Source organism: Brevibacillus sp. NRRL NRS-603 (assembly GCF_003013445.1).
Taxonomy (GTDB): domain Bacteria; phylum Bacillota; class Bacilli; order Brevibacillales; family Brevibacillaceae; genus Brevibacillus; species Brevibacillus formosus.
The window spans coordinates 112,857-133,522 of the sequence record NZ_PXZN01000004.1 but is presented as its reverse complement, the minus strand read 5'-3'; the positions used below and the strand labels follow the sequence as shown (position 1 = coordinate 133,522).

Below are 20,666 nucleotides of genomic sequence, written 5' to 3'. Positions count from 1 at the left end.
GTTCTCTTCGACTCTGACACCCCCGCAATGGGGATTCACTGTCCGTCTCCATTTCAAAAAGGGGACCGTCGAGCCAAAGCCACCCTACGGGCGGACGTTTCTCAAGGAAGAAGTGTTCGACAAGCGTGGTCCCCTTTTTGAGGTTCCGACTGGGTGGGGGTTGTCAAGGTCTCCGAGCCCTGCGCTTTTTCTTCTCACCAGCTTTCGGTGGTTCATCGAAACCTTCTAAATACTTATCAAATCATAAGTACAAAAAAACCTCCACGCTCTCAAGTAGGCCTGTACCTTACTTGCGAACGCGGAGGTTTTTTATTCTTTTTGCCGCCCGACGCTCTTGTATACGCGTTCTGGACGACCGACGACACCGTACGATAGGTCTGCGATGGCGTCTCCTTTGGCTACCAAATATTCGAGGTATCGCCTTGCTGTTGAACGGCTAATGCCTGTTTCTTTGCTGACCAAATCCGTCGTGGCCTCCTGGGTCTGCATGAGAAAGCCAGAAATTTTGTCCAGCGTGATTTGATCAATTCCTTTGACTGCCCTTGTCTCGGTTGTCTTTTTTTGGCCAGTCCGGGAAATAAGCTCATCGATTTGGGCTTGGCTGATCTGATCAGTGTCTTTTTTCCAATCACTCACCTTTTGCCTGAACTCCTGATAATTCCGTAACGTTTGTTGCAGGCGCGCAAAGATAAGCGGTTTGGTAATAAAATCGAATACGCCATAGCGGATCGCCTCTACAACCGCATCTACTTCTTTGGCAGCTGTCAGCATGATGACATCCGTTGTAGGGAACTGCTCCTTTATGATCGACAAAAAATCGAGGCCGTCCATATCCGGAAAATAAATGTCGAGCAACACGAGATCAGGTTGCAAAACTTCCATTTGGTCCTTGGCCTCTTGCCCATTCGTGGCAATGCCAATCACCTCGTATCCCTCTACTTTTTCCACGAAGCGTCGGTTTACCTCTGCGATTCTCAGGTCGTCTTCAATAATGAGTACCCGTATCATCTAGTACGGCCTCCTTCCGTTCTGCCGTGCGTGCATCCTTTGGGATCGTCACAGTAAAAATCGTTCCGCCTGCCGGATTCCCCGTATGCGTAATATTGCCGTGTACATGTAAAACAGCTTGCTTGACTAAGTGCAGACCGTAGCCATGATTCGGCTGTTGCTTGGTAGAGAAGCCCAGCTCAAAGATGCGTTCAGCATTTTCTTCGGAGATGCCTGGCCCCAGATCCTCTACTTCTATGAGCAAGACCTCTTCCATATTGAGCAAAAAGATCGTGATTTCCGGTGCAATTGCACCTGGAGCTTTTACAGCGTCCATCGCATTATCTATCAAATTGCCGAGAATGACAATTAGCTGTGAGCGATCAATCGAGGCAGGAATGTCACGGAAGTTGCTTTCCGGATCTATTTTTAATTCCACTTTGCGTTCGTTGGCTTGATTCAGCTTCCCGAGCAACAAGCCACCTATCAGTGGGTCCGGAACTTCTTGCATAATAAACGTCGTATTGTGGACATGCACATTCAGCTCAGAAGAAATCGTTTCAATGGCTTCCTGATACGATTCAAGCTGGATGAGTCCTGATATGAGATGCAGTTTGTTAGAATACTCGTGCGTCTGGGAACGAAGGACTTCCGCATACTCCTTCACACGTGACAGCTCCTGTGTGACCTCGAACAGCTCGGACCGATTGCGAAAGCTCGCTACCGCGCCCATAACATGACGCTCCTTATCCATAATCGGGACCCGGTTCACGACTAATACATGCTCGTCCACATTCGTTTCGCGGTCAAATTCGGCTTTCCCAGTCTCAATCACCTCATGAAGGCCTAGTGAACGCACCAGCTCGTCCTGCTTGTCCATGATCCTGTCTTTATCCTTCGCTTGCCCCAGCATCTGGAGGGCAGTCTGATTCGCGAGCGTGATCGCTCCTTCCTTATTGACCGCCACAATGCCTTCGCGAATCGATTCCAGCACGGCTTGATTTTCCTGATACAATCGCCCGATTTGTTCAGGCTCCAAACCAAATATGGTTTTCTTTACATTCTGTGAAAGAATGAGCGTAGCCACCACACCCAAGAGCAAGGTGACGATACCGATGACGAAGATTCGATTGCGATACGATTCGATCGTTTCATTAATATCCTCAAATAAAAACCCGACGGAAACGACCCCCATCACCTTTCCTTCCGCATCATAGATCGGTGTTTTTCCTCTGAGTCCGGGGCCAAGCGAACCGACTGTCTCAGAGATGATGGATTCCCCCTCAAATACTGCCTCATTGTCGCCTCCCACCATCTTTTTGCCAATCTGCTCTGGGTCAGGATGGGAATAGCGGATGCTTTGCAAATTTCCTACAGTTATAAAAGCCGCATTCGTGTCCACGCGTATTTTTTCCACGATTGGATTAATAATCTTGGCGGGATCTTCTGCGTCAAACGCCTGTTTGATCTCAGACATCTGCGCAACGGTCTTGGCGGTATGCAGTGCACGCGTCCCAATCTCATCCTCCAATACGCCCGCCAGCATCTGTTCAAACATCGTACCGAGTATGACAATCACACCAAAAAGGAGCGAGCAAATAATCAACATCAGCTTGCTGTGAAAACGCACATCGTTCCCTCCTCTGCTTCTCATTGTATCTCATTTCGCGCGATGACGAAAAAGAGGCCATGAGCAGGCCTCTTTTTTATTTCTTCCTTCTTATAGTTTGACTAGAATGAGATGACTCCGGTAAGAAGAGCAAGCGCAATCATTACGATCGATGTTCCAAACGCCCATTTCAGGACGAATTTTTGGGTTTCCGCGTAATCGACTCCAACCATTCCGATCAACAGGTACTGTGCAGCAAACAACGGGCTGAGTACATGTAGCGGTTGACCCAGGATGGAAGCGCGACCAATTTCCGCCGGATCGATTCCGTAAGCGGCTGCTGCATTCGCCAGGATTGGAACGATTCCGAAGTAATACGCATCGTTCGACATGAAATACGTGAATGGCATGCTTGTCAGCGCTACGAGTAGAGGCATATGGGAACCAAGCGAATCCGGAATCCAGGAAACGAGTGTGCTCGCCATCGCATCGATCATTTTCGTTTCAGTCAGGATGCCTGTAAAGATTCCCGCAGCGAAAACCATGGACACGGTAGCCAGTGCGTTAGCTGCGTGGGCTGCAATCCGCTCTTTCTGATCTTGCATTTTCGGGTAGTTCATAAACAAGGCAATGGCAAAAGCAAGCATAAACATCGTCGGCAGTGGCAAGAAGCTCGTAACCAGACCGACCATCAGGGCTACGGTCAACAACAGATTGAACCAGATCAGGCGCGGACGTTTCAGAGCAGCAGACTCATCTGTCGCCGCAACTTCTTGTCCTGCAAGCGATTTCAAATCTTCATCTGGTATCTCCATAATCCCCAGACGCTTACGCTCTTGTTTGCCCAAAATACAGGCTACGATCATCACCCAAGCAATTCCGCCAATCATCACAGGAATAACAGGGACAAAAATCTCGGAAACATCCATATGGAGTACACTCATGACACGTGCTGTCGGTCCACCCCATGGCGTCATGTTCATGACACCAAGTGCGAGCATCGGCATGACTGCCAAAATCATCGGTTTAATTCCCAGCTTGCGATACAAAGGCAGCATCGCGGTAACGGTAATCATATAAGTCGTTGTTCCATCTCCATCCAGTGCGACCAAGGTAGCGAGAATGGCTGTACCTACAATCACCTTTAGTGGGTCACCCTTTACCATTTTCACGATTTTCTTAATTAATGGATCAAACAGACCTGCATCCATCATGACTCCAAAGTACAGAATGGCGAACAACAGCATAATGCCCGTAGGCGCAATTTTCTTGATGCCTGCAAGCATCATATCGCCAATTTCTGAACCAAATCCGCTAATCAACGCAAAAACAACAGGAACAACAATCAAAGCAACCAATGCCGAAAGCCGTCTCGACATAATCAAGTACATGAAAACAGCTACCATTAGAAATCCGAGTAATGCCAGCATACGCTAGTTCCCCCTTGCAAGAATGCGCTTACAATGATGTTGCAGCAACCATGAAGAATGCGCTTTCATATTGTGCTGTCATTATAACAATGTTCGTAAAAATCCGAATAGAATATGCGCATAAACTGTTTTAACCGCATTTCTTCTATTAACGTCATAAAAATCAAGGGAGAAAAGAAAAAGAACGGCACGAATCAGCCGTTCTCTTGTTTTTCTTATACATCTCTCTTTTGAAACACCCGAATGGACAGCCCCAACGCCACGATACCATAGAGAATGGAGTAGATGAGCATGGTAGTACTCGGAGGAGAAGTCGTACCGAAAATTCCTTGCGAAGCAAAGGACAGCGGATCGTCAGCTGTATCAAATAGTGAGATCGTCATTTGCCTAAATAGCGAATCGGTTGGAAATACCAGACTGGAAATAATCCCGATGTTTGTGAGTGAGCTGTTGCTAAAGGCAACACCGAGCTGCTCGATAAAGCCACCAATGAAGCTGATCCCGTACAGAATGATCAGGATAATCCCGCCCGTTACTGTTGTAGTCATACTGCTCAAGAGCATGGCTACACAGACAAGAATGATCGGCATACCTACGAAGAAAGCTGCTGCTTTCAGGATTTGGTCTCCTCCTACCTGAACAGCCAGCGCACCTCCGCCCACCCATTGGTTGATCGCCAAAAGTCCGAAGAACATCAGGAGTCCGTACAGCCCCAACATACTTGCCAATCCGAAAAATTTCCCCAATACATATTTGTAGCGAGGCAGTGCGCGGGCCAGCCACGTGTCGATTTGGTGGCTCTCAATTTCAGATGCGATGCTCCCGACACTGCTCAAAATCGCCAAGAGTGCCGTAATGACGGAGCCAAAGTACAAGCCCATCCCCAAGAGCTGCGTGGAAAAGAAGTTTTTTTGCATCAAAGCTTCTGGACCTAAGTCCCCGAACGAATCCTTCATCTCCTTGACGGCATAGCCTGTGGCAAGTCCAAACAGCAGCAGAAAGGCCAGCGACATGATCAGCGTAATCGTGAAAATACGCTTGGAGATCATTTCTCTATACGTGATTTTGATGATCGGCCACATGTCGTTCCCCCTCCTTTTTCTGCACCCAGTAGAGGAATACATCTTCCAGTGAATGCTGCTTGCGGACGACTTCATGCACTCCAGCCCCTGAAGCAATCAACTGTTGCAACAGAGCCGGTACCCGATTGTCCTGATCCAGCGTCATTAACCATGTATTACGGTTTTCCTCTTGTCTTACGAGACGACTCTCTGTGACGAAGGAAGGAAGCTCGTTAGGAAAGCCTGCGCTGTCCTTGTCCACTGTCAATTCAATTTGTGGTTGGACGGTGCTCAACTTGCGCCAGTCGCCTTGCACGACCAGCTCACTGCGGTGAATGATCCCGACGTAGTTGCATACGCTCTCCATTTCACTCAATAGATGACTGTTGAGAAAAACGGTCTTTCCTTGGTCACGCAGCCGCGCGATTAGCTCACGCACTTCTTTTCGCCCGATTGGGTCCAGTGCGGAGGTCGGCTCATCGAGAAAGATCAGCTCTGGATCGGATAAGAGGGCGCAGGCAATCCCGATACGCTGCTGCATGCCTTTGGAAAAGCCCCGGATGCGTTCACGCTCGCGTCCAGCCATTCCGACCAGCTCAACGACATTTTTTATCACGGATTTGCTCTCGCGATGTGTTAATCCACACACCTCGGCATGATGCTCCAAGAGCTGCTGACCCGTCAACCAATCCGGATAGCGGAACAGCTCTGGCAAGTATCCTACCTTTTTTCGCGATTCTACACTGCCAATCGGCTGCCCAAGCATGACCGCTTTGCCATTCGTTGGGTGCAATAACCCAAGCATCGTCCTGACAAAGGTACTTTTACCCGCTCCATTTTGACCGAGGAAACCAAATACGGAGCCGCGCGGTACTTGTAGCGTAATATTTTTGCAGCCGGCTTTACCGTTATATTGCTTGGTCAACTCCCAGGTCTCTATCACATAATCTGACATCGCTTACCTCACTTTCCCCATTGCAAACGGGACAAAGCAGAGCCCTCCTTTTTCAGGAAAACTCTGCCAACGCCCCACTATTTGATTACTTATTTCAGCTGATTTGCAAAATCCAACAGCTCATCCGCGTTCTTTTCGAAGCCTTCCAGCATGTGAATCTGTCCATCCTGCTGCCACATCAGATGCGCGTCGTATTTACCTGTGATCAGCATTCCGTTTTGACCGTTCACTTTTACTTCCTTCATCTTGCTCTCGCCGTCTGCCATGTATGGCACAGGGAGAGTATGCTGCCAGTCTTCGATGCTAATCATCTGCCTTTTCACTTGATCTGGAATGAACGGCAGGGCCAAGAGTGTCTCGCGAAGCTGTGCCAGATCGACTCCCTCTGGTGCGCTTAGCTCAGGAGCGCCTACGACAAAGTAGCTAATATTATCTTTTCCGACAAGCATCCTGACCTGCTGCATCTGTGGAATCTTCAAGGAGAAGCGCTTGCCACTCAGTTTTTCATCAAAGCGCTCCTCTACCTGCAATTGCGCCAGTAGCTTGTTTGCACGATCGGCATCGATCTCCATGTGCATGGTAAAAGGAGATTGGATGTCTACACTATCCACCGTGACGTCCTTCGGCAGCTGTGGCAGCTTCACGCCAGCCTTTTCAGCGGATTCCTTGTTGTTGTAATAGTAGCTTCTTTCCTCAAGTTTCTCTTTATCGTTTTTATCCATCCAGATTTTTCCGATCCCAGGCAGTTCCGTCTCGCCCCAATTGCCGTTTGCGATCCATTGTTCCAGCTCTTGCATATCTTCTTGCGTCACTTTGACGAATTCAACTTTATCCATGCGGAAAATGGACAGAAAATCGTTCGCTGCTGCTTGTACTTGGGGGAAAGACAGGGACACAGCCAATACTGCTGCTGCCGAAGCACCTGTCACCCATCTTTTTGTTTGCTTGTTCATCTGACTCCAGCTCCTTCTGATTGTTGCTCGATTGGTTATCGCTTGTCGATCTTGTGCATTTGTGTTCGTCGGTTTCTCGATTGTTTGCGAAAATCGCTGCCACGCTGCTTCCGTATTGACCCTCACATCGTTTGTCTCGGAAAAAGCATGCTCCATCTTCTCACGCGCCCAGCTATCCAACGCGGATAATTCATCTAGCTGTGTACGGCAGGTTTCACAGTACTCCAGATGAAGCAGGAATTGCTCACTTTCTTTTGAGCTGCACTCACCGTCCAAGAACGCCTGGACAAAGCCTTTATCGGCACATTTCATTCCTCTTCCCCCCTCATCCGGCCATAGATGGTACGAAATTTACTTTTCGCTCTCGCGAGAAGTGTTCCCACCGAGCTGATCTGCGTGTCAGTCGCTTTCGCCAACTCCGCATAAGGAAATCCGGAATATTTCATGACCAGCAAGGTCCGTTCCCGCTCGTCTAGCTCCTCTAGCACATCGCGGACGATACTCTGGGACTCTTTTGCAAGCCACATCTCTTCTGTAGAAGGACTGACGTGTTCTTGCTCGGATGCACTTCGCTCTTGTCTTGCGTACCTGCGTTTTTCTGAACGAAGATAATTGTACGCTGCGTAGAGTGCGGACTTGGACAGCCATGCCGGGATATGTTCGATCACCGAGCGATCCGTATGGTAAAAGGAGAGAAATACATCCTGGGCAATATCTTCTGCCGTTTGTTGATCTTTCACAATTCGCATGATCTGTCGGACCACAAACGGATAATAGGTCGTAAACAATTGTTGAAAGGAATCTGTATGATCCTCTACTCGAGCATGGTTCATCACCAGGTTTGCTTGCACCTCCACTGGAATTCCTCCTTCCTGCGTGCGCCATTGACAAATGCCTCTACTGCTTCGTTCATCTAATAGAAACCGCCAAGGCGATTTTTGTGACAGGAAGAATGAAAATTATTTTTCATCTAAAAATAGATCGGGCTTCTCCAGGAAACGGCGCGTCAATTGATAGTGCTCCGTATCGCGATAATTCACCTCATGTACCGGCGATTCATCAAAATTGAGGATAGTCGCCCCGGGATAGCCCAATAGAATCGGCGAGTGCGTCGCAATGATAAATTGTGCTCCTTCTTCCACCAAATCGCGCATCACGTACAAAAAAGCGATTTGACGTTTCGGTGAAAGAGCAGCCTCGGGCTCATCCAGCAGATAGATTCCCCTGCCGTTGAAGCGATTGGCAAACAGCGCGAAAAATGATTCTCCGTGCGACTGATCATGCAGCGAGCGACCGCCGTAGTTTTTATAGCTTTCAGAGCCCATTTGATCGATATGGCTGGCAAACTGATAGAAGCTCTCAGCCCGCAAAAAAAAGCCATTCGTTATTTTGGGCAGCCAGGAAAGACGTATGTAGTCACCCAGACTCGCCTCCGAGCGATGCACTTCATAAAAGTTATTCCGCGATCCGCCAGCCGTATGGAAACCACATTGATAGGCAACAGCCTCAAGCAACGTAGATTTACCTGAGCCATTCTCTCCTACAAAAAAAGTGACGCTGCTCGCAAGCTCGATCGCTTCCAGCTTACGCAAGGAGGGCAGGTGAAACGGATATTCTTTCGTGTTCGGAAAATCCTCTCTCAACAGCTTGATCGTTCGTAAATAAACCATTTTTGACCTCCACTCTCATTATTTTCCCGACTCCCGCCGATACATCCTTATAAGGGCGCCTTTTTGAACGCTCATTTATTTGGGGGAGAAGTATCCGTGGACAAGGTTTCCTTTCTTCAGGAAAAAAGTACATTTCATATGAAATATCCGGATCAGAGCGACCTCGCCTTTTACCGGTGGTATACGACGCAGTATCCTAACGAAGCCATCGGCTGGTTTCACCTTGGCCAAGAACGAGAAGCACAAGGAAACCGGGAACAGGCTCTCGAAGCGTACAGGCGTGGCCTGGTATCCAAGCAAGGCTCGTATTACAACGAGACGCGTGACGCTTATCAACGATTGCTGCGGGAGCGACAACGCAATTCCTTGGGCAATCGAACGCGTTTACTCTTGGCTTCGCTTTTGTTTCTCTATTTTCAATTCGCTTTTTCGCCCGAACCGTTGAGGGATGCGTCCTCCAAGACAATGCCGGAGGCTGTCAAACAGCCCGTACCGACACCTGATCAAGCGCAGCCACATGTAGAGGTCATTGCAGTCCCTCCTACACTCAGTGCGCGTGAGCTATCTGAACAGGTCCGGCGCTATGTAGAGTCCCGGCGTCCTGCTCTGACGCAGCCTTTTACGGTGATGGTTGTCCCAGAAGTACCTGGTTCGCCGTTGTTCCGTCCCTTGCTGTTTTATCAGCCGCGTGAAGTCCGAGGCATCTTGCGTTACAATCCGACAAGTCGGACTGTTCTCAGTGAAAAATGGTGGGATAAACCTGTGCAGTTCGAACGAGAACCGGCACTTGCCACAAGTAAGGCAGAACTCACGGATGAGCAGCTAACCCTCCAGCATGTACTGATCTTGCGAAACGCCTTGTATCGCTATTATCAGCAAACGGGTACGTTGCCTGCCCAGCTGTCTGATCTGGCTGGCGCTTATCCAGGCAATTATTTGCCGCAAATTCCAGTACCGCCAAAGAGACTTTTGTTAAAAAGCTATCCGTATCATCCCAAAGCCTTCTTGCCAGGGTCCGCATGGGACAGCTTGCGCAATGTGCTGCCGCTTCCCGGCTATCCGGAGCCCGTGGCTCCTTTCGAACCGTTACAGCTTCACTTGACTACCTCGACACATACGATGAAGCTCATCAGCGGGTCCCATCTGGTACGCAGCTATCCCGTCGCCATAGGCAAAAACGGTTCTACACCCGAAGGCTACTATACCATTCAGAAAAAAATCAATCAGCCCCGCGGACATGACAATATTTATGGAACGAGGGGCATGGTCTTTCAGGAGAACGGGTACGCCCTCCACGGGACAAACCATCCCGAGAGCATCGGCTCATCTGTTTCGCTCGGATGTGTTCGCTTGTACAATGCCGCTGTAGAAGAACTGTACACCTTTGTTTCATTAGGGACAGAATTCATTATCTCGAATGCCCCGTCCTCTGCCCAGCCTTGGAGCAACCCAGCTCCATTCGTTCTCCCTGCTGGTCCTGAGGAAGAGACGCCAAAAGTCATTTACAATTGGCTCCATTGATTTTTTAGGCTCCATAAAGAAAAGACGTGCGTAACGCCATCCCGTTACGTGCTGATTTTTACCAGACGCTTGTCAAACGAAAAAAAGCCCCTTCTATCCCTTAAAAAACAAAGGGTAGAAAGGGCTTTTCTTCCTATTAATGGGGGATTACTCTGCTTTCACGATAACTTTGTACGGAATCGTCGTATTATTTGTGTTGTAGACTAACAGGAAATATTTCCCTGGTTTTGCCTCAAATTCTCCCGTCAGTTTCTTACCTGCGTTTTCGGGGTAGGCAAAATACGTTTCGAGATCATCTTCATGAAACACCACCCAGTTTAAGCCTTCGTCCTTCTCGCTACTTACCGTAACTTGAACGATCCCTTCCTCTTCAACCTGAATGATGTACGTGTCCTTGACATCTGTACGATCGGTTTGACCACTTAGCTCTTCGCCAAACTGTAGCGCATTAGCATCATCGAATGAATTGTTCGGCTCCGTTTCGGTTGGTTCTGTATCTTCTTCTGGCAATTCCGCAGTTACTTTGTATGGAATGGTTTCACCGTTAAAGTTGTACACGGACAAATAATAGGTACCCGGAGTTGCTTCAAAATCACCGGAGAGCGTTTTTCCTGAGGTTTTGGGGTAAGCGAGATAATTATTCAGATCATCCTCGTGGTGGACGACCCAGTTCAAACCAGTATCATGCTCACTTGTTACGTTGATTTTCACTGTTCCTTTCCCCAATACGTTCAAGGCAAAAATGTCCTTGTCGTCTTGTTTGCTTGTTTGACCATTCAACACCACATTGCTTTTCAATGGATTTGCCTCTGAAAAGCTGTTGTTTGGCTCCTGCTCCTTTTCCCCGATTTCTCCACCCTGCTCCTCGATCGTGATCGTCATCGATTTCGAAGTAACCGCTCCTCTGTTATCCGTTACTCGCAGCTTCACCGTATATTCTCCCTGATTTTCGTAGACATGCGCAGGATTGGCATCACTGCTGCTTGTGCCGTCTCCAAATTCCCATAGATAGGATACGATGCTGCCATCTGGATCGGAGCTTCCATTACTGCTGAATGCAACCTTCTCGTTTACTGCCGCTTTTGACGGTCCGTTCATGACAATAACAGGCGGCTGGTTCTCACCATCTCCCTGTTCTGGAAGAACCCCGTGGAACGTGACATCATATTCAAACTGATTGGACGCATTAACTCTGTAGTTGGTAAAGTAGGCGGTTACGGTTTTGTAGCCGTTCCATGGATGAGAAGTCAGTGCGGTTAGAAACTCGTCTGTTATGCGGCTCATCGTTTCCCAATCGTGCTTCTCCCCTTGTGCCTGCGTACCCGTGTACGTCCCTGTTAACGTAAAGGTTTGGAAGAACTCTGAATCGTGCTTGTTTGTAGACACATTTTGCAATCCAGTAACCTCTTCCATTTCCCGGAAAATTTCTGTACTTGCTTTGGGGTCTGGCGTAACCAGATAATCATCCGACACCAGCGGCACTGTCAGATCCGGATAGCTGTCTACCAGCGATTCCATTGTACGGCGGTAATCCCGATTTAGCTCGGAATCATTACTGAGCGTACGGATTAACTGGTCATAACCATTCACGTTATTGGCCTCTATGTAATCCATGATATCGTCCAGCTTGTTCCAGTCCTCTTTCATCATGTGATACTGCAAGGCGTATGAATACGTATAAAAGTCCCATGTGCCGTAGCGTGCGTGCAAAGTTTGAGACGCCGTATACCAGTTGTCCTGTCCAAAACGAATGAGATTGCCGACCATAGATTTTCGCGGCAGAACACCTGTTGTTCGCGTGGAGCCTGCAAAGAGTTCTGCTCCTCCTTCTTCAAACCACGACAGTCTCTCGTCTCTGTAAATCGGGCCTTCATTCCACAAGCCAGGTATAGCATAGCGCCCTTGCAAATAGTGCGTGAATTCATGGCGGAACAGCTCTTCTAGTGTATATGTGCTCTGCTGCGGTGTTCGTTCGTAGGTGAAGAAAGTTCCCTTCCCCTCGATATACATGCCCCCGTTGTCCGTTTCGTAGCCATACAGGGGGTTGTTCATCTTGTACTCTGAAGGACTATTATAAAGAACAATAGTCAAAATATCGTCGGGGTTCCCCTCTTCCATCGGTTCATCTCGTCCTGCCATCCGATGAAACTGAGCTTTTACTTCTTTTGCCGCCCAATATAACCGTTTCACTTTTTCTTCTGTGACATCTCCGCCTGTTTTCATGACAATGCTTCCGTCATCAAACGTATATTCTTTGGGCAAATACTTTTCTAAAGCATCCTCACGAATCTTGTTGAACTGGATGTCCTTTCCGTTAGCGTCTTTTCCGCCATAGACCGTCTGGATGAGCTTCGCTGCCTGCATATACTGAAGTCCCACATACGGATAAAGCTTCAACGCTTCTGTGAGGACCTCGTTGCCCTTATTCGGATTGGAATGGTATTCTCCCAAATACGCACTGTGATAAAAACCATTGTCGAGGACCCATTCTTTCGCTTCATCTGTATCGCCATGCAAGGCGAGGTTTCCTAACTCGTTCAGATACGTATCGATTTTGCCGTAAAACTCCTGCTTCTTGGTTGGTTCATCCACTCTCCACATCAGAATATAGCTAAACTGGCTCATGATACGGAAAACAGCATCTCCCGCACTCCGTTGCGCAATGAAAGTATCCATTTCTTCTTCGTATTGACGGATGATTGGGGCCGCTTTCTCCACAAGGGAAGCGCTTACAAAAGTGTTTCCGATAAGTCCGCCAAATGCACCTACCACCTCATTTTGAGCATCTGTCCCTAATTTGAAATTCGGATTTTCTGCAATGGCTTGCAGAGCAGGGAACACTTTTTGATGCTCGCTTCTCTGATTGAGATAGGATAATTCCTGATGGTAGTAGCCGAGGTAATATCCAGAGCGAAGAACCTCAACCAAGGTGTCAATTCCTTTGGAATCGCTGCTGGAGTATTGTGTGCCCCTGACCTGCAATGCATCAATGATGGCCTGAACGCGCTGGCGATCGTTGTAAAAGGCATACGAATCGGGAGTAAAATCAAATAGTTCAGGAATCTGCTCCCAGTTTACCGTCACCAACACATTGACTAATTCGTCGTAGCTGAGCTTGTTCAAATCGGACATCGTGTACTTTTCGGCATTTGCCTTCATGCTCCGCTGCTGTTCGTTAGAAGACTCTTGCTCCTCTACACTCCAGGTCGGCTCCACTCGATGCGAATATTCTCCTGCTTCGTCAATGGATTGATGCTGAAACGAGGTGACTGGGTCCAGCTTTTTCTCCACATATTTTCCAGAAGGCGGAACGTTTTGGCTCCCATCCCTACCGACCGCACTCGAATAATCCTTGGCTGCCAAGGCTTGGACAGGACTCCCAACCGTCCCCAATAGAAATGATGTCGAGAGAAGGACACCAGCCACCATGCGGCCTGAGTGTACCGTGCGACTCTTTTTCTTCATGAATGAGCAAACCTCCCTTGAATGGTAACCGTATTTTCATTTGTTGCGAGGACGCCGTACTTCGTTTTGTGCAGCTTCACCTTCTCTCCATTTGGAATGAAGTAAAGTACACACTATTAGAATTGCAAGTATGGTGCCAATACATATAACCAAAAAGAAGAATAAGAATGTATACATTTATTAACATAAATACATAAACATGTATAAAACATTAGACACGGACACTTTCATAAATGAGTCTTGCTTACGAACGCAAAAAAGCGCGTTCCCGCAATGGGAACGCGCCATGTTTTTACGATCACATTTATTTTTCTTCTTCCAATTCCCTCATCGATTCTTCTTGTTCTTCTTCTGAGTTCCAATAATCGAGCACTTTTCCTTGGAGAACCTTGCCTTGAATGAATTCTACCTGCTGCTCACTGAAATCCTCTGTCCACTCAATACCCAATTGTTCAGCTAGACGTACGATGGTCAACAGTTCTGACCAAGCCACGTAACGTTTGTACCAGAAGAACTGTGGCTGCTCGTTCATGTATGGGTAAAGATCATCGAAATCGGTGTGTTTACAGTCAAGTGCTCGCTCAAAATTCACCTTGGTTTGGCGTAACTGTTCTTTGAAAAATGTGGGTAGATCCCTTTGTGCGTAGCTAGACATGGACTGTCCCCCCTGTCTCCCGATTTAATGGTATTGTACCACGTGAAAGAAGTTGTGCAAATAGTCGAATCGGTTTTGAATCGTTCTTGCTGGGCTAATCTTTAGCCGTTTGAAGCATCTGGGAACTGGTTCTGCCCTTCCTCTTGTGGAGGTGGCGGTAATTGAATTTCATTGGAGGAACCATTTGTTTGACCAGGATCTGGATTCATGATATCCGGTGGAACCTCACCTGTTCCCGGATTTGGCGATTGACCACCATCTCCATTATTTGTATGCTCACCAGTTCCTCCGGTACCTTGGTCAGGTGGAATTTCACCATTGCCATTCTCAGTACCATTTGGATTTTGTCCCTGATCGCTGCCTTCCTCGTTATGACCTGGATCTTGATTAATCAGATTCTCCAGCTTCTTGGAGTCGATTGGGACTGTTTTTGAAGGTGTGCCTTCCTCGCCTTGTGCATTTCGTGGAACGACTTGATATTGATACTGTTTCGGACTATCCAGCACATCTACATAAGAGGTTTCCTTCATACCCGCAGAGATGAGTTGTCTTTCACCGTTTTCGCTAATGCGGTAAAGATCGTACGTATCGCCGTCAGAGCCACCAATCCAGCTAAGCACGACCATCAATTTATTCGTACTTGTGTCCAATGACATGTCTGCAGCCAATTGGATTTCCGGTTTAACTTCCTCTTGTTTATGTTGTACGACGCCTTCTGGTCGCACGAAATCCGAAGACGGCACCCCTTTTAAGGCTGTTGCCAGCACTTTGGAGAACATTTGCGCCGTCATGCTACTTCCTTGGTGCATCAAATGCTGTTTATCCTCTGGATCGAAGCCCATCCAGACTGCACCGACGTATTCCGGTGTATAGCCTACAAACCAAGCATCCTTGTTTGCTTTGCTATCTCCCGCAATCGATTGCGTCGTTCCTGTTTTACCAGCAACGTGACGGCCAGAGATCCGTGCCGCCTTCCCTGTACCTTCCTGAACCGCTCTCTCCAGCATCGTATGAACTTCCCAAGCTGCTTCCGGCTTCAATGCCTCTTTTTGTTGCGGCTTATATTCGCGTACAACACCCTCTGCCTTGTTCTCGACCTTAGTAATCGAGTGCGCCTCGGACACTACCCCTCCATTTACAAAAGGAGTATACGCCTGAGCTATTTCCAGCGGAGAAATACCTACATCCAATCCCCCAAGGGCAATGGCCAGGTTTCGGTCCTTCGGAGTCAGCTCAATGCCGACTGTCTTGAGGTATGCCAAGCTTTCTGACACACCAATTTCATTTAACAGCCAAACAGGCGGGATGTTTGCAGAGTCGATCATCGCCCGGCTCATACTTACTGTTTCAGTGTAGCGGTTATTATAGTTGCGCGGCTCATAGCCGTTGAAGCTCTGCCTTTTGTTGCTCAGCTGCGAATTCGCGTTCCATTTGTTGATATCTTTATTGATTGCTGGAGCGAACACAGCAATCGGCTTAAAGCTGGAGCCCGGTTGACGCTTCATGTCTGTCGCATAGTTAAAGCCTTTTGGCGCATAGTTGCGTCCGCCCATCATCCCGGCAATTCCGCCCGTTTTCGCGTCGATGACAATCATCGATGATTCTACACCGCGCTTGGCGCCGTCTTTCGGGAAGTTTTTGGCATTGGCATATTCCTCTACCATGGCATCCTGTACTTTCGGATCGAAGGTCGTGTAAATGTTCCAGCCTCCGCGGTACAGTTCTTCTTCTGTTACACCGAACTTGGCTTCGGATTCTTCTACCATATTGTCAAAAAACGCGCGATAGCCCTTTTTCAAGCTCGCACCCGCCACTTCATGCGGTTTGGTCGGCAATGCCTCTGCTTGAGCTGCGTTTTTTTGCTCATCGGTAATAATTCCTTGCTCATACATCAGACGAATGACGGTGTCTCGACGCAGTTTCGCTTTTTCTGGATTGTTAAAAGGTGAATAAGTGGTCGGTGCTTTTGGAATGGCCGCCAGCATCGCTGCTTCAGCAATGGTAAAATTATCATCGCTTACCGACTTGCCGAAGTAATACCGGGCAGCATCCTCAACCCCGAATTCCCCTTCACCCAAATACACGCGATTTAAGTACATCTCCAAAATTTGATCCTTGGAATACTTGCGCTCCAAGCCAATCGCAATACTCATTTCTTTTGTTTTGCGCCAGAATGTTTGATCTAGGGTGAGAAAGACGTTTCTTGCCAGCTGTTGGGTAATCGTACTTCCCCCTTCAGCCAGCGATCCTTTTTTGATGTCATTGACTATGGCGCCACCGATCCGAACCATATCAACGCCTTTGTGTTCGTAAAAACGCTTATCCTCAACCGCGAGGAAAGCATTAATCAAAACTTTTGGCATTTCATTAATCGGCTTGTATTCCCGGTTCTTTTGACGAATCAAGCTCGTCATCTCTACTCCGTTTTTGTCGTATATGACCGTTGGTTCTGCTTTCAAGTCCTGTAATTTCTGTACGTTTTCCTCAATCATCCGGTCTCCCGCATACAACAGGGCGAAGTAGCCCCCAATCACACTAAGGAAAAGGAAAATTGCAAACGATACGGCAATCATCAGCAAGTTGTTCTTTTTCTTCTTGACTTTCTTCTTGGCCTTTGCTGCCATTATTTACCTCCTGGTTTTCTCTCTCCCCCACATCTTATATAGACGGTACGATTTCAAAAAAGTTTCTGTTTTGGATTGTAGTCTATCATTCCATATTGAAGCTCTTTTGTCACTGGAAAAGCCTATCTCCTGAAACGGAAGATAGGCTTTTCTAAAAGGTTTACGATTTTATTTCAGCAATTTTTCTGCTTCAGCCACGATATTTTCTACCGTGAATCCGTATTCCTTCATGATTCGTTCACCTGGTGCAGATGCGCCGAATTGATCGATTGCGATGACCGTACCGTTATCGCCAGCGTAACGCTCCCAGCCCATTGGAGAGCCCATTTCTACCGCCACACGTGCTTTTACAGACGGCGGAATCACAGCGTCGCGATACTCTTTCGGTTGACGCTCGAACAGGTTCCAGCTCGGCATGGAAACAACGCGTGTTTCAATACCTTTCGCGAGGAGTTGCTCACGCGCCTGCATCACGAGGGATACTTCAGATCCAGTTGCGAGCAGGATGAGCTGCGGGTTGCCGCTTGGCGCGTCCGCGAGAACATACGCACCTTTGCTCACGCCTTCTGCCGCTTTCTCGATAGTCTCTGGCAGGACTGGCAAGTTTTGACGAGTCAGTACCAGTACAACTGGCTCATCTGTACGGGATACAGCATATTTCCAAGCCTCGTTCGTCTCCACTGCATCAGACGGACGAAGAATGGTCAAGCCAGGCATCGCACGCAAGGAAGCGAGCTGCTCAATCGGCTCATGCGTCGGTCCGTCTTCACCAACTGCGATCGAGTCATGTGTAAACACATAGACAACTGGCTGCTTCATCAGTGCAGAGAGACGAATCGCCGGACGCAAGTAGTCGGAGAACACGAAGAACGTACCGCCGTATACTTTTACGCCACCGTGGAGAGCCATACCGTTGAGGGCAGCACCCATCGCGAATTCGCGAACACCAAACCAAATGTTGCGGCCATCGTAAGAACCTGGCAGGAAGTTGCCCGCTTCTTTAATCACCGTGTTGTTGGAATGTGCTAAGTCAGCAGAGCCACCCAGGAAGAATGGAACGCTGTTTGCCAATGCATTGATCGCATTACCTGAAGCAACGCGCGTCGCCAGCTTTGCACCAGCTTCATACGTCGGCATATGGTTGTCCCAACCAGTAGGAAGATGACCTTCCTGTGCAGTCGTAAATTGCAGCGCCAGTTCCGGATACGCTTTTGCGTAAGCAGCAAACAGATCGCGCCAAGCAGCTTCTGCTTTTTCACCGGCATCAGCCAAGCCTGCATAGAAATCCGTCACTTCTTGTGGTACGTGGAACTCACTTTCATGGTGCCACTCGTAGTTTGCTTTTGTCAGCTTCACTTCGTCTTTTCCAAGCGGAGCGCCGTGAGAAGAGCTGGAGCCGCCTTTGTTCGGGCTTCCGTATCCAATGACGGTTTTTACTTCGATCAAGGTAGGACGATCCAAATCTTTTTTCGCTTCTGCGATAGCCGCGTCAATAGCAGCCAGATCATTGCCATCTTCTACGCGAATGTATTGCCAACCATACGCTTGGTAGCGACCCGCTACGTTTTCAGAGAAGGAACGGGAAAGCTCGCCATCCAGAGAGATATCGTTCGAATCGTAGAGCACGATCATTTTACCTAGTTTCAGGTGAGCAGCCAGGGAAGAAGCTTCGCTGGATACACCCTCCATCAGGTCACCGTCGCCGCAGATTACGTATGTGTAATGGTCAACGATGTCAAAATTGTCGCGGTTGTAAACAGCTGCCATGTGCTTTTCAGCCATCGCCATACCGACAGCCATCGCGATCCCTTGTCCCAATGGACCTGTTGTCGCGTCAACACCCGCCGTGTGCCCAAACTCAGGGTGACCAGGCGTTTTGCTGCCCCATTGACGGAAGTTATGTAAGTCTTCCAGTGAAACATCGTATTTCATCAGATGCAACATCGAGTATAATAGCATAGAGCCATGTCCTGCTGAGAGGACAAAACGGTCACGGTCAATCCATTTTGGATTGCTCGGATTTACTTTCATAAAGCGGCTCCACAGTACATGTGCCATAGGGGCTGCACCCATCGGCATTCCCGGGTGACCGGAATTGGCCTTCTCGATGGCATCAATCGCCAGCGTGCGGATGGTATTAATGGATAGCTGATCAACAGACGTATGCTGAGTCATCTCGCAAAATCCTCCCTGCGTTTTCTAGAAATTACTACCGAGAATCTGGTAAAAACACACTGTGCCATTATAGCATAGTTCCCATTCATAATCATGTTCGCTTTGCATGAATTAAGGAGGTCTTTTTCAATGGATTGGCTGTATCTTACTATCGGGATCGTTTTAGGTGTTGCTGGGATTGGCATGCTGCTTTTAGCCATGACGAGTTCGCCTATTTTGAAAAAGAACAGACTGGAGCGCCGGAGACAGGCTGCCGAGAATCATCGCCCGGAAGAATATCATTAAATAGAGGGGAATTCGCATGCAGAAAGACCGCTTCGCGATGCAGGTAGCCGTTCACCTTTTCCTGGTAAAGGAGGCGCAAGTCTTGTTATTACGCCGCTACAATACCGGCTACGAAGACGGCAATTACAGTGTTCCCGCTGGACATCTGGACGGGAATGAAGAAGTAAAGACAGCCGCGATCCGCGAGGCCAAAGAAGAATGCGGAATTGACATCGATCCAGCGAGCTTGGAGATGGTAGGTGTCATGCATCGTCGCTCCAATGATGAGCGCATCGATTTTTTTGTCGCTGCTACAAAATGGCGCGGACAAATTATCAATGCCGAGCCGAATAAATGCGATGAGCTCGTATGGGTGGACATGGATAAATTACCCCCGAATGTCATTCCTTATGTGAGACAGGCTCTCTCGAACTTTAGACGAAAGCAGTGGTTTGACAGCTTTGGCTGGGAGCCTGCATTCGAGTGGAAGAAATCATAAAAGCAACCAATCCGCCAAACGCCTTGTGCTCGCTTTGGCAGTTGGTTGCTTTTTTTCATTGCCCATCGCCGTATTTGGTGATTTATCCCGTCATTACCAAATGTAAACTAATTTTTCTCTGCCATCCGAAAAGCTCGCGGATAGTAGACGCCGAAGCTCAGGAATTCATATCGATTACGAAACAGGTGGTTGCTTATTCGTTCGAGGTTCTTTCATTCCACCAAAACGCTGCAACTGGCGAATCAAGAGGAACGAACACCCTGCGAAACAAACAATCATCAACGTAATTTTGCTATATTGATAAACGCCCGCAACCAATATTTCCAGTTGATCAGAGAACCAATAGCCTGCCACAAAGTAGTGCAAGGTCCAAACAATACTGCTTGGTAAAAAGTATAGAAGGAACTGCCGAAACGGCATTCGGCTGGCACCAGCAAGGATCGGCACGATATGACGAATAATCGGAAGAAAGATACCAAAAGCAAGCAGCCAGCCCATTGACCCGCGCAATGCCGACAGCAAGTCACCCAAGCCCGACTTCCGGGTCATCGAGCCAAATGCCTTCGCGCCCAGCAAGTACCCCGCGCAAGAAACGGTAAAAAAAACGGGGTATATGACAGTAAATGCTGTAAAAAAATCCGCTCCTGTATTGGCAATCTGCGCCCCCATGGTCATGACTGTAATCTCATCAGGAATGAATTTTCCCAGCATGCCTGTAACCATCTCCCAGAATAGCTCGTAATACCCTGTAAACTCCACCTGTGCCGCCTCCTTTCTCTCTGCACTCTATCCTAACGG

General features: G+C 48.2%; 16 protein-coding genes and 1 pseudogene. 4 read left to right on the top strand and 13 right to left on the bottom strand.

What is annotated here, in order from left to right; all coding sequences use genetic code 11:
* Positions 1 to 229 (top strand): annotated as a pseudogene (locus C7R94_RS30480) (hypothetical protein); the annotation flags it as partial.
* 80 nt (positions 230 to 309) lie between these two features.
* Here the strand turns inward: C7R94_RS30480 and C7R94_RS01490 are convergent.
* The 8 genes from C7R94_RS01490 to C7R94_RS01455 all read right to left on the bottom strand — a co-directional run bounded on the left by C7R94_RS01490 (position 310) and on the right by C7R94_RS01455 (position 8,665).
* A complete protein-coding gene (locus tag C7R94_RS01490; protein ID WP_047071744.1) occupies positions 310 to 1,008 on the bottom strand; it encodes a response regulator in 699 nt (232 codons plus the stop codon).
* Positions 986 to 2,617, bottom strand: a complete 1,632-nt coding sequence (locus C7R94_RS01485; RefSeq protein WP_429790566.1) for an ATP-binding protein — start codon at positions 2,615 to 2,617, stop codon at positions 986 to 988. The genes C7R94_RS01490 and C7R94_RS01485 overlap by 23 nt, the downstream gene beginning before the upstream one ends.
* Before the next feature lie 101 nt (positions 2,618 to 2,718).
* Entirely contained in the window at positions 2,719 to 4,026 is a 1,308-nt protein-coding gene (locus C7R94_RS01480; protein WP_106778167.1) for a CitMHS family transporter, read from the bottom strand.
* A gap of 215 nt (positions 4,027 to 4,241) precedes the next feature.
* Positions 4,242 to 5,108 (bottom strand): ABC transporter permease subunit, encoded by an 867-nt coding sequence (locus tag C7R94_RS01475; protein WP_106778166.1) that lies wholly within the window; start codon positions 5,106 to 5,108, stop codon positions 4,242 to 4,244.
* Entirely contained in the window at positions 5,080 to 6,042 is a 963-nt protein-coding gene (locus C7R94_RS01470) for an ABC transporter ATP-binding protein (protein ID WP_106778165.1), read from the bottom strand. The genes C7R94_RS01475 and C7R94_RS01470 overlap by 29 nt, the downstream gene beginning before the upstream one ends.
* A gap of 89 nt (positions 6,043 to 6,131) precedes the next feature.
* The gene (locus tag C7R94_RS01465; protein WP_106778164.1) at positions 6,132 to 7,307 is read right to left on the bottom strand and encodes an anti-sigma factor family protein; all 1,176 of its coding nucleotides are present in this window, start codon (positions 7,305 to 7,307) and stop codon (positions 6,132 to 6,134) included.
* On the bottom strand, positions 7,304 to 7,852 hold the full coding sequence (locus tag C7R94_RS01460; protein ID WP_106778163.1) for an RNA polymerase sigma factor SigX: 549 nt from the start codon (positions 7,850 to 7,852) through the stop codon (positions 7,304 to 7,306). Before C7R94_RS01460 ends, C7R94_RS01465 begins: the two co-directional genes overlap by 4 nt.
* Before the next feature lie 102 nt (positions 7,853 to 7,954).
* Positions 7,955 to 8,665, bottom strand: a complete 711-nt coding sequence (locus tag C7R94_RS01455) for an AAA family ATPase (protein WP_106778162.1) — start codon at positions 8,663 to 8,665, stop codon at positions 7,955 to 7,957.
* Positions 8,666 to 8,761: 96 nt separating this feature from the next.
* Here C7R94_RS01455 and C7R94_RS01450 point away from each other — a divergent pair, with 96 nt between their 5' ends.
* Positions 8,762 to 10,186 (top strand): L,D-transpeptidase family protein, encoded by a 1,425-nt coding sequence (locus C7R94_RS01450; protein WP_106778161.1) that lies wholly within the window; start codon positions 8,762 to 8,764, stop codon positions 10,184 to 10,186.
* A gap of 147 nt (positions 10,187 to 10,333) precedes the next feature.
* On the opposite strand, the gene C7R94_RS01445 is transcribed toward C7R94_RS01450, so the two are convergent.
* The 4 genes from C7R94_RS01445 to tkt all read right to left on the bottom strand — a co-directional run bounded on the left by C7R94_RS01445 (position 10,334) and on the right by tkt (position 19,105).
* Entirely contained in the window at positions 10,334 to 13,651 is a 3,318-nt protein-coding gene (locus C7R94_RS01445) for a collagenase (protein WP_106778160.1), read from the bottom strand.
* A gap of 304 nt (positions 13,652 to 13,955) precedes the next feature.
* Positions 13,956 to 14,306, bottom strand: coding sequence for a hypothetical protein (locus C7R94_RS01440; protein WP_047071733.1), 351 nt, complete (start codon positions 14,304 to 14,306; stop codon positions 13,956 to 13,958).
* A gap of 101 nt (positions 14,307 to 14,407) precedes the next feature.
* Positions 14,408 to 16,930: a PBP1A family penicillin-binding protein gene (locus C7R94_RS01435; RefSeq protein WP_106778159.1), complete on the bottom strand. Its 2,523-nt coding sequence runs from the start codon at positions 16,928 to 16,930 to the stop codon at positions 14,408 to 14,410.
* 168 nt (positions 16,931 to 17,098) lie between these two features.
* Complete coding sequence (gene tkt / locus C7R94_RS01430; RefSeq protein WP_106778158.1) at positions 17,099 to 19,105, bottom strand: transketolase; 2,007 nt, start codon at positions 19,103 to 19,105, stop codon at positions 17,099 to 17,101.
* Between the two features lie 129 nt (positions 19,106 to 19,234).
* Between tkt and C7R94_RS01425 the strand changes: the two genes are divergently transcribed.
* Complete coding sequence (locus C7R94_RS01425) at positions 19,235 to 19,390, top strand: hypothetical protein (RefSeq protein ID WP_233220444.1); 156 nt, start codon at positions 19,235 to 19,237, stop codon at positions 19,388 to 19,390.
* Between the two features lie 16 nt (positions 19,391 to 19,406).
* On the top strand, positions 19,407 to 19,868 hold the full coding sequence (locus tag C7R94_RS01420; protein ID WP_106778156.1) for an NUDIX hydrolase: 462 nt from the start codon (positions 19,407 to 19,409) through the stop codon (positions 19,866 to 19,868).
* A 174-nt stretch (positions 19,869 to 20,042) separates the two neighbouring features.
* On the opposite strand, the gene C7R94_RS01415 is transcribed toward C7R94_RS01420, so the two are convergent.
* Positions 20,043 to 20,627, bottom strand: a complete 585-nt coding sequence (locus tag C7R94_RS01415) for a DedA family protein (RefSeq protein ID WP_106778155.1) — start codon at positions 20,625 to 20,627, stop codon at positions 20,043 to 20,045.
* Positions 20,628 to 20,666: the final 39 nt, after the last annotated feature.

Coding starts and splice junctions, on each gene's coding strand:
- C7R94_RS01490 (WP_047071744.1), bottom strand. CDS start 1,008: ATGATACGGGTACTCATTATTGAAGACGACCTGAGAATCGCAGAGGTA.
- C7R94_RS01480 (WP_106778167.1), bottom strand. CDS start 4,026: ATGCTGGCATTACTCGGATTTCTAATGGTAGCTGTTTTCATGTACTTG.
- C7R94_RS01475 (WP_106778166.1), bottom strand. CDS start 5,108: ATGTGGCCGATCATCAAAATCACGTATAGAGAAATGATCTCCAAGCGT.
- C7R94_RS01470 (WP_106778165.1), bottom strand. CDS start 6,042: ATGTCAGATTATGTGATAGAGACCTGGGAGTTGACCAAGCAATATAAC.
- C7R94_RS01465 (WP_106778164.1), bottom strand. CDS start 7,307: ATGAAATGTGCCGATAAAGGCTTTGTCCAGGCGTTCTTGGACGGTGAG.
- C7R94_RS01455 (WP_106778162.1), bottom strand. CDS start 8,665: ATGGTTTATTTACGAACGATCAAGCTGTTGAGAGAGGATTTTCCGAAC.
- C7R94_RS01445 (WP_106778160.1), bottom strand. CDS start 13,651: ATGAAGAAAAAGAGTCGCACGGTACACTCAGGCCGCATGGTGGCTGGT.
- C7R94_RS01440 (WP_047071733.1), bottom strand. CDS start 14,306: ATGTCTAGCTACGCACAAAGGGATCTACCCACATTTTTCAAAGAACAG.
- C7R94_RS01435 (WP_106778159.1), bottom strand. CDS start 16,930: ATGGCAGCAAAGGCCAAGAAGAAAGTCAAGAAGAAAAAGAACAACTTG.
- tkt (WP_106778158.1), bottom strand. CDS start 19,105: ATGACTCAGCATACGTCTGTTGATCAGCTATCCATTAATACCATCCGC.
- C7R94_RS01425 (WP_233220444.1), top strand. CDS start 19,235: ATGGATTGGCTGTATCTTACTATCGGGATCGTTTTAGGTGTTGCTGGG.
- C7R94_RS01420 (WP_106778156.1), top strand. CDS start 19,407: ATGCAGAAAGACCGCTTCGCGATGCAGGTAGCCGTTCACCTTTTCCTG.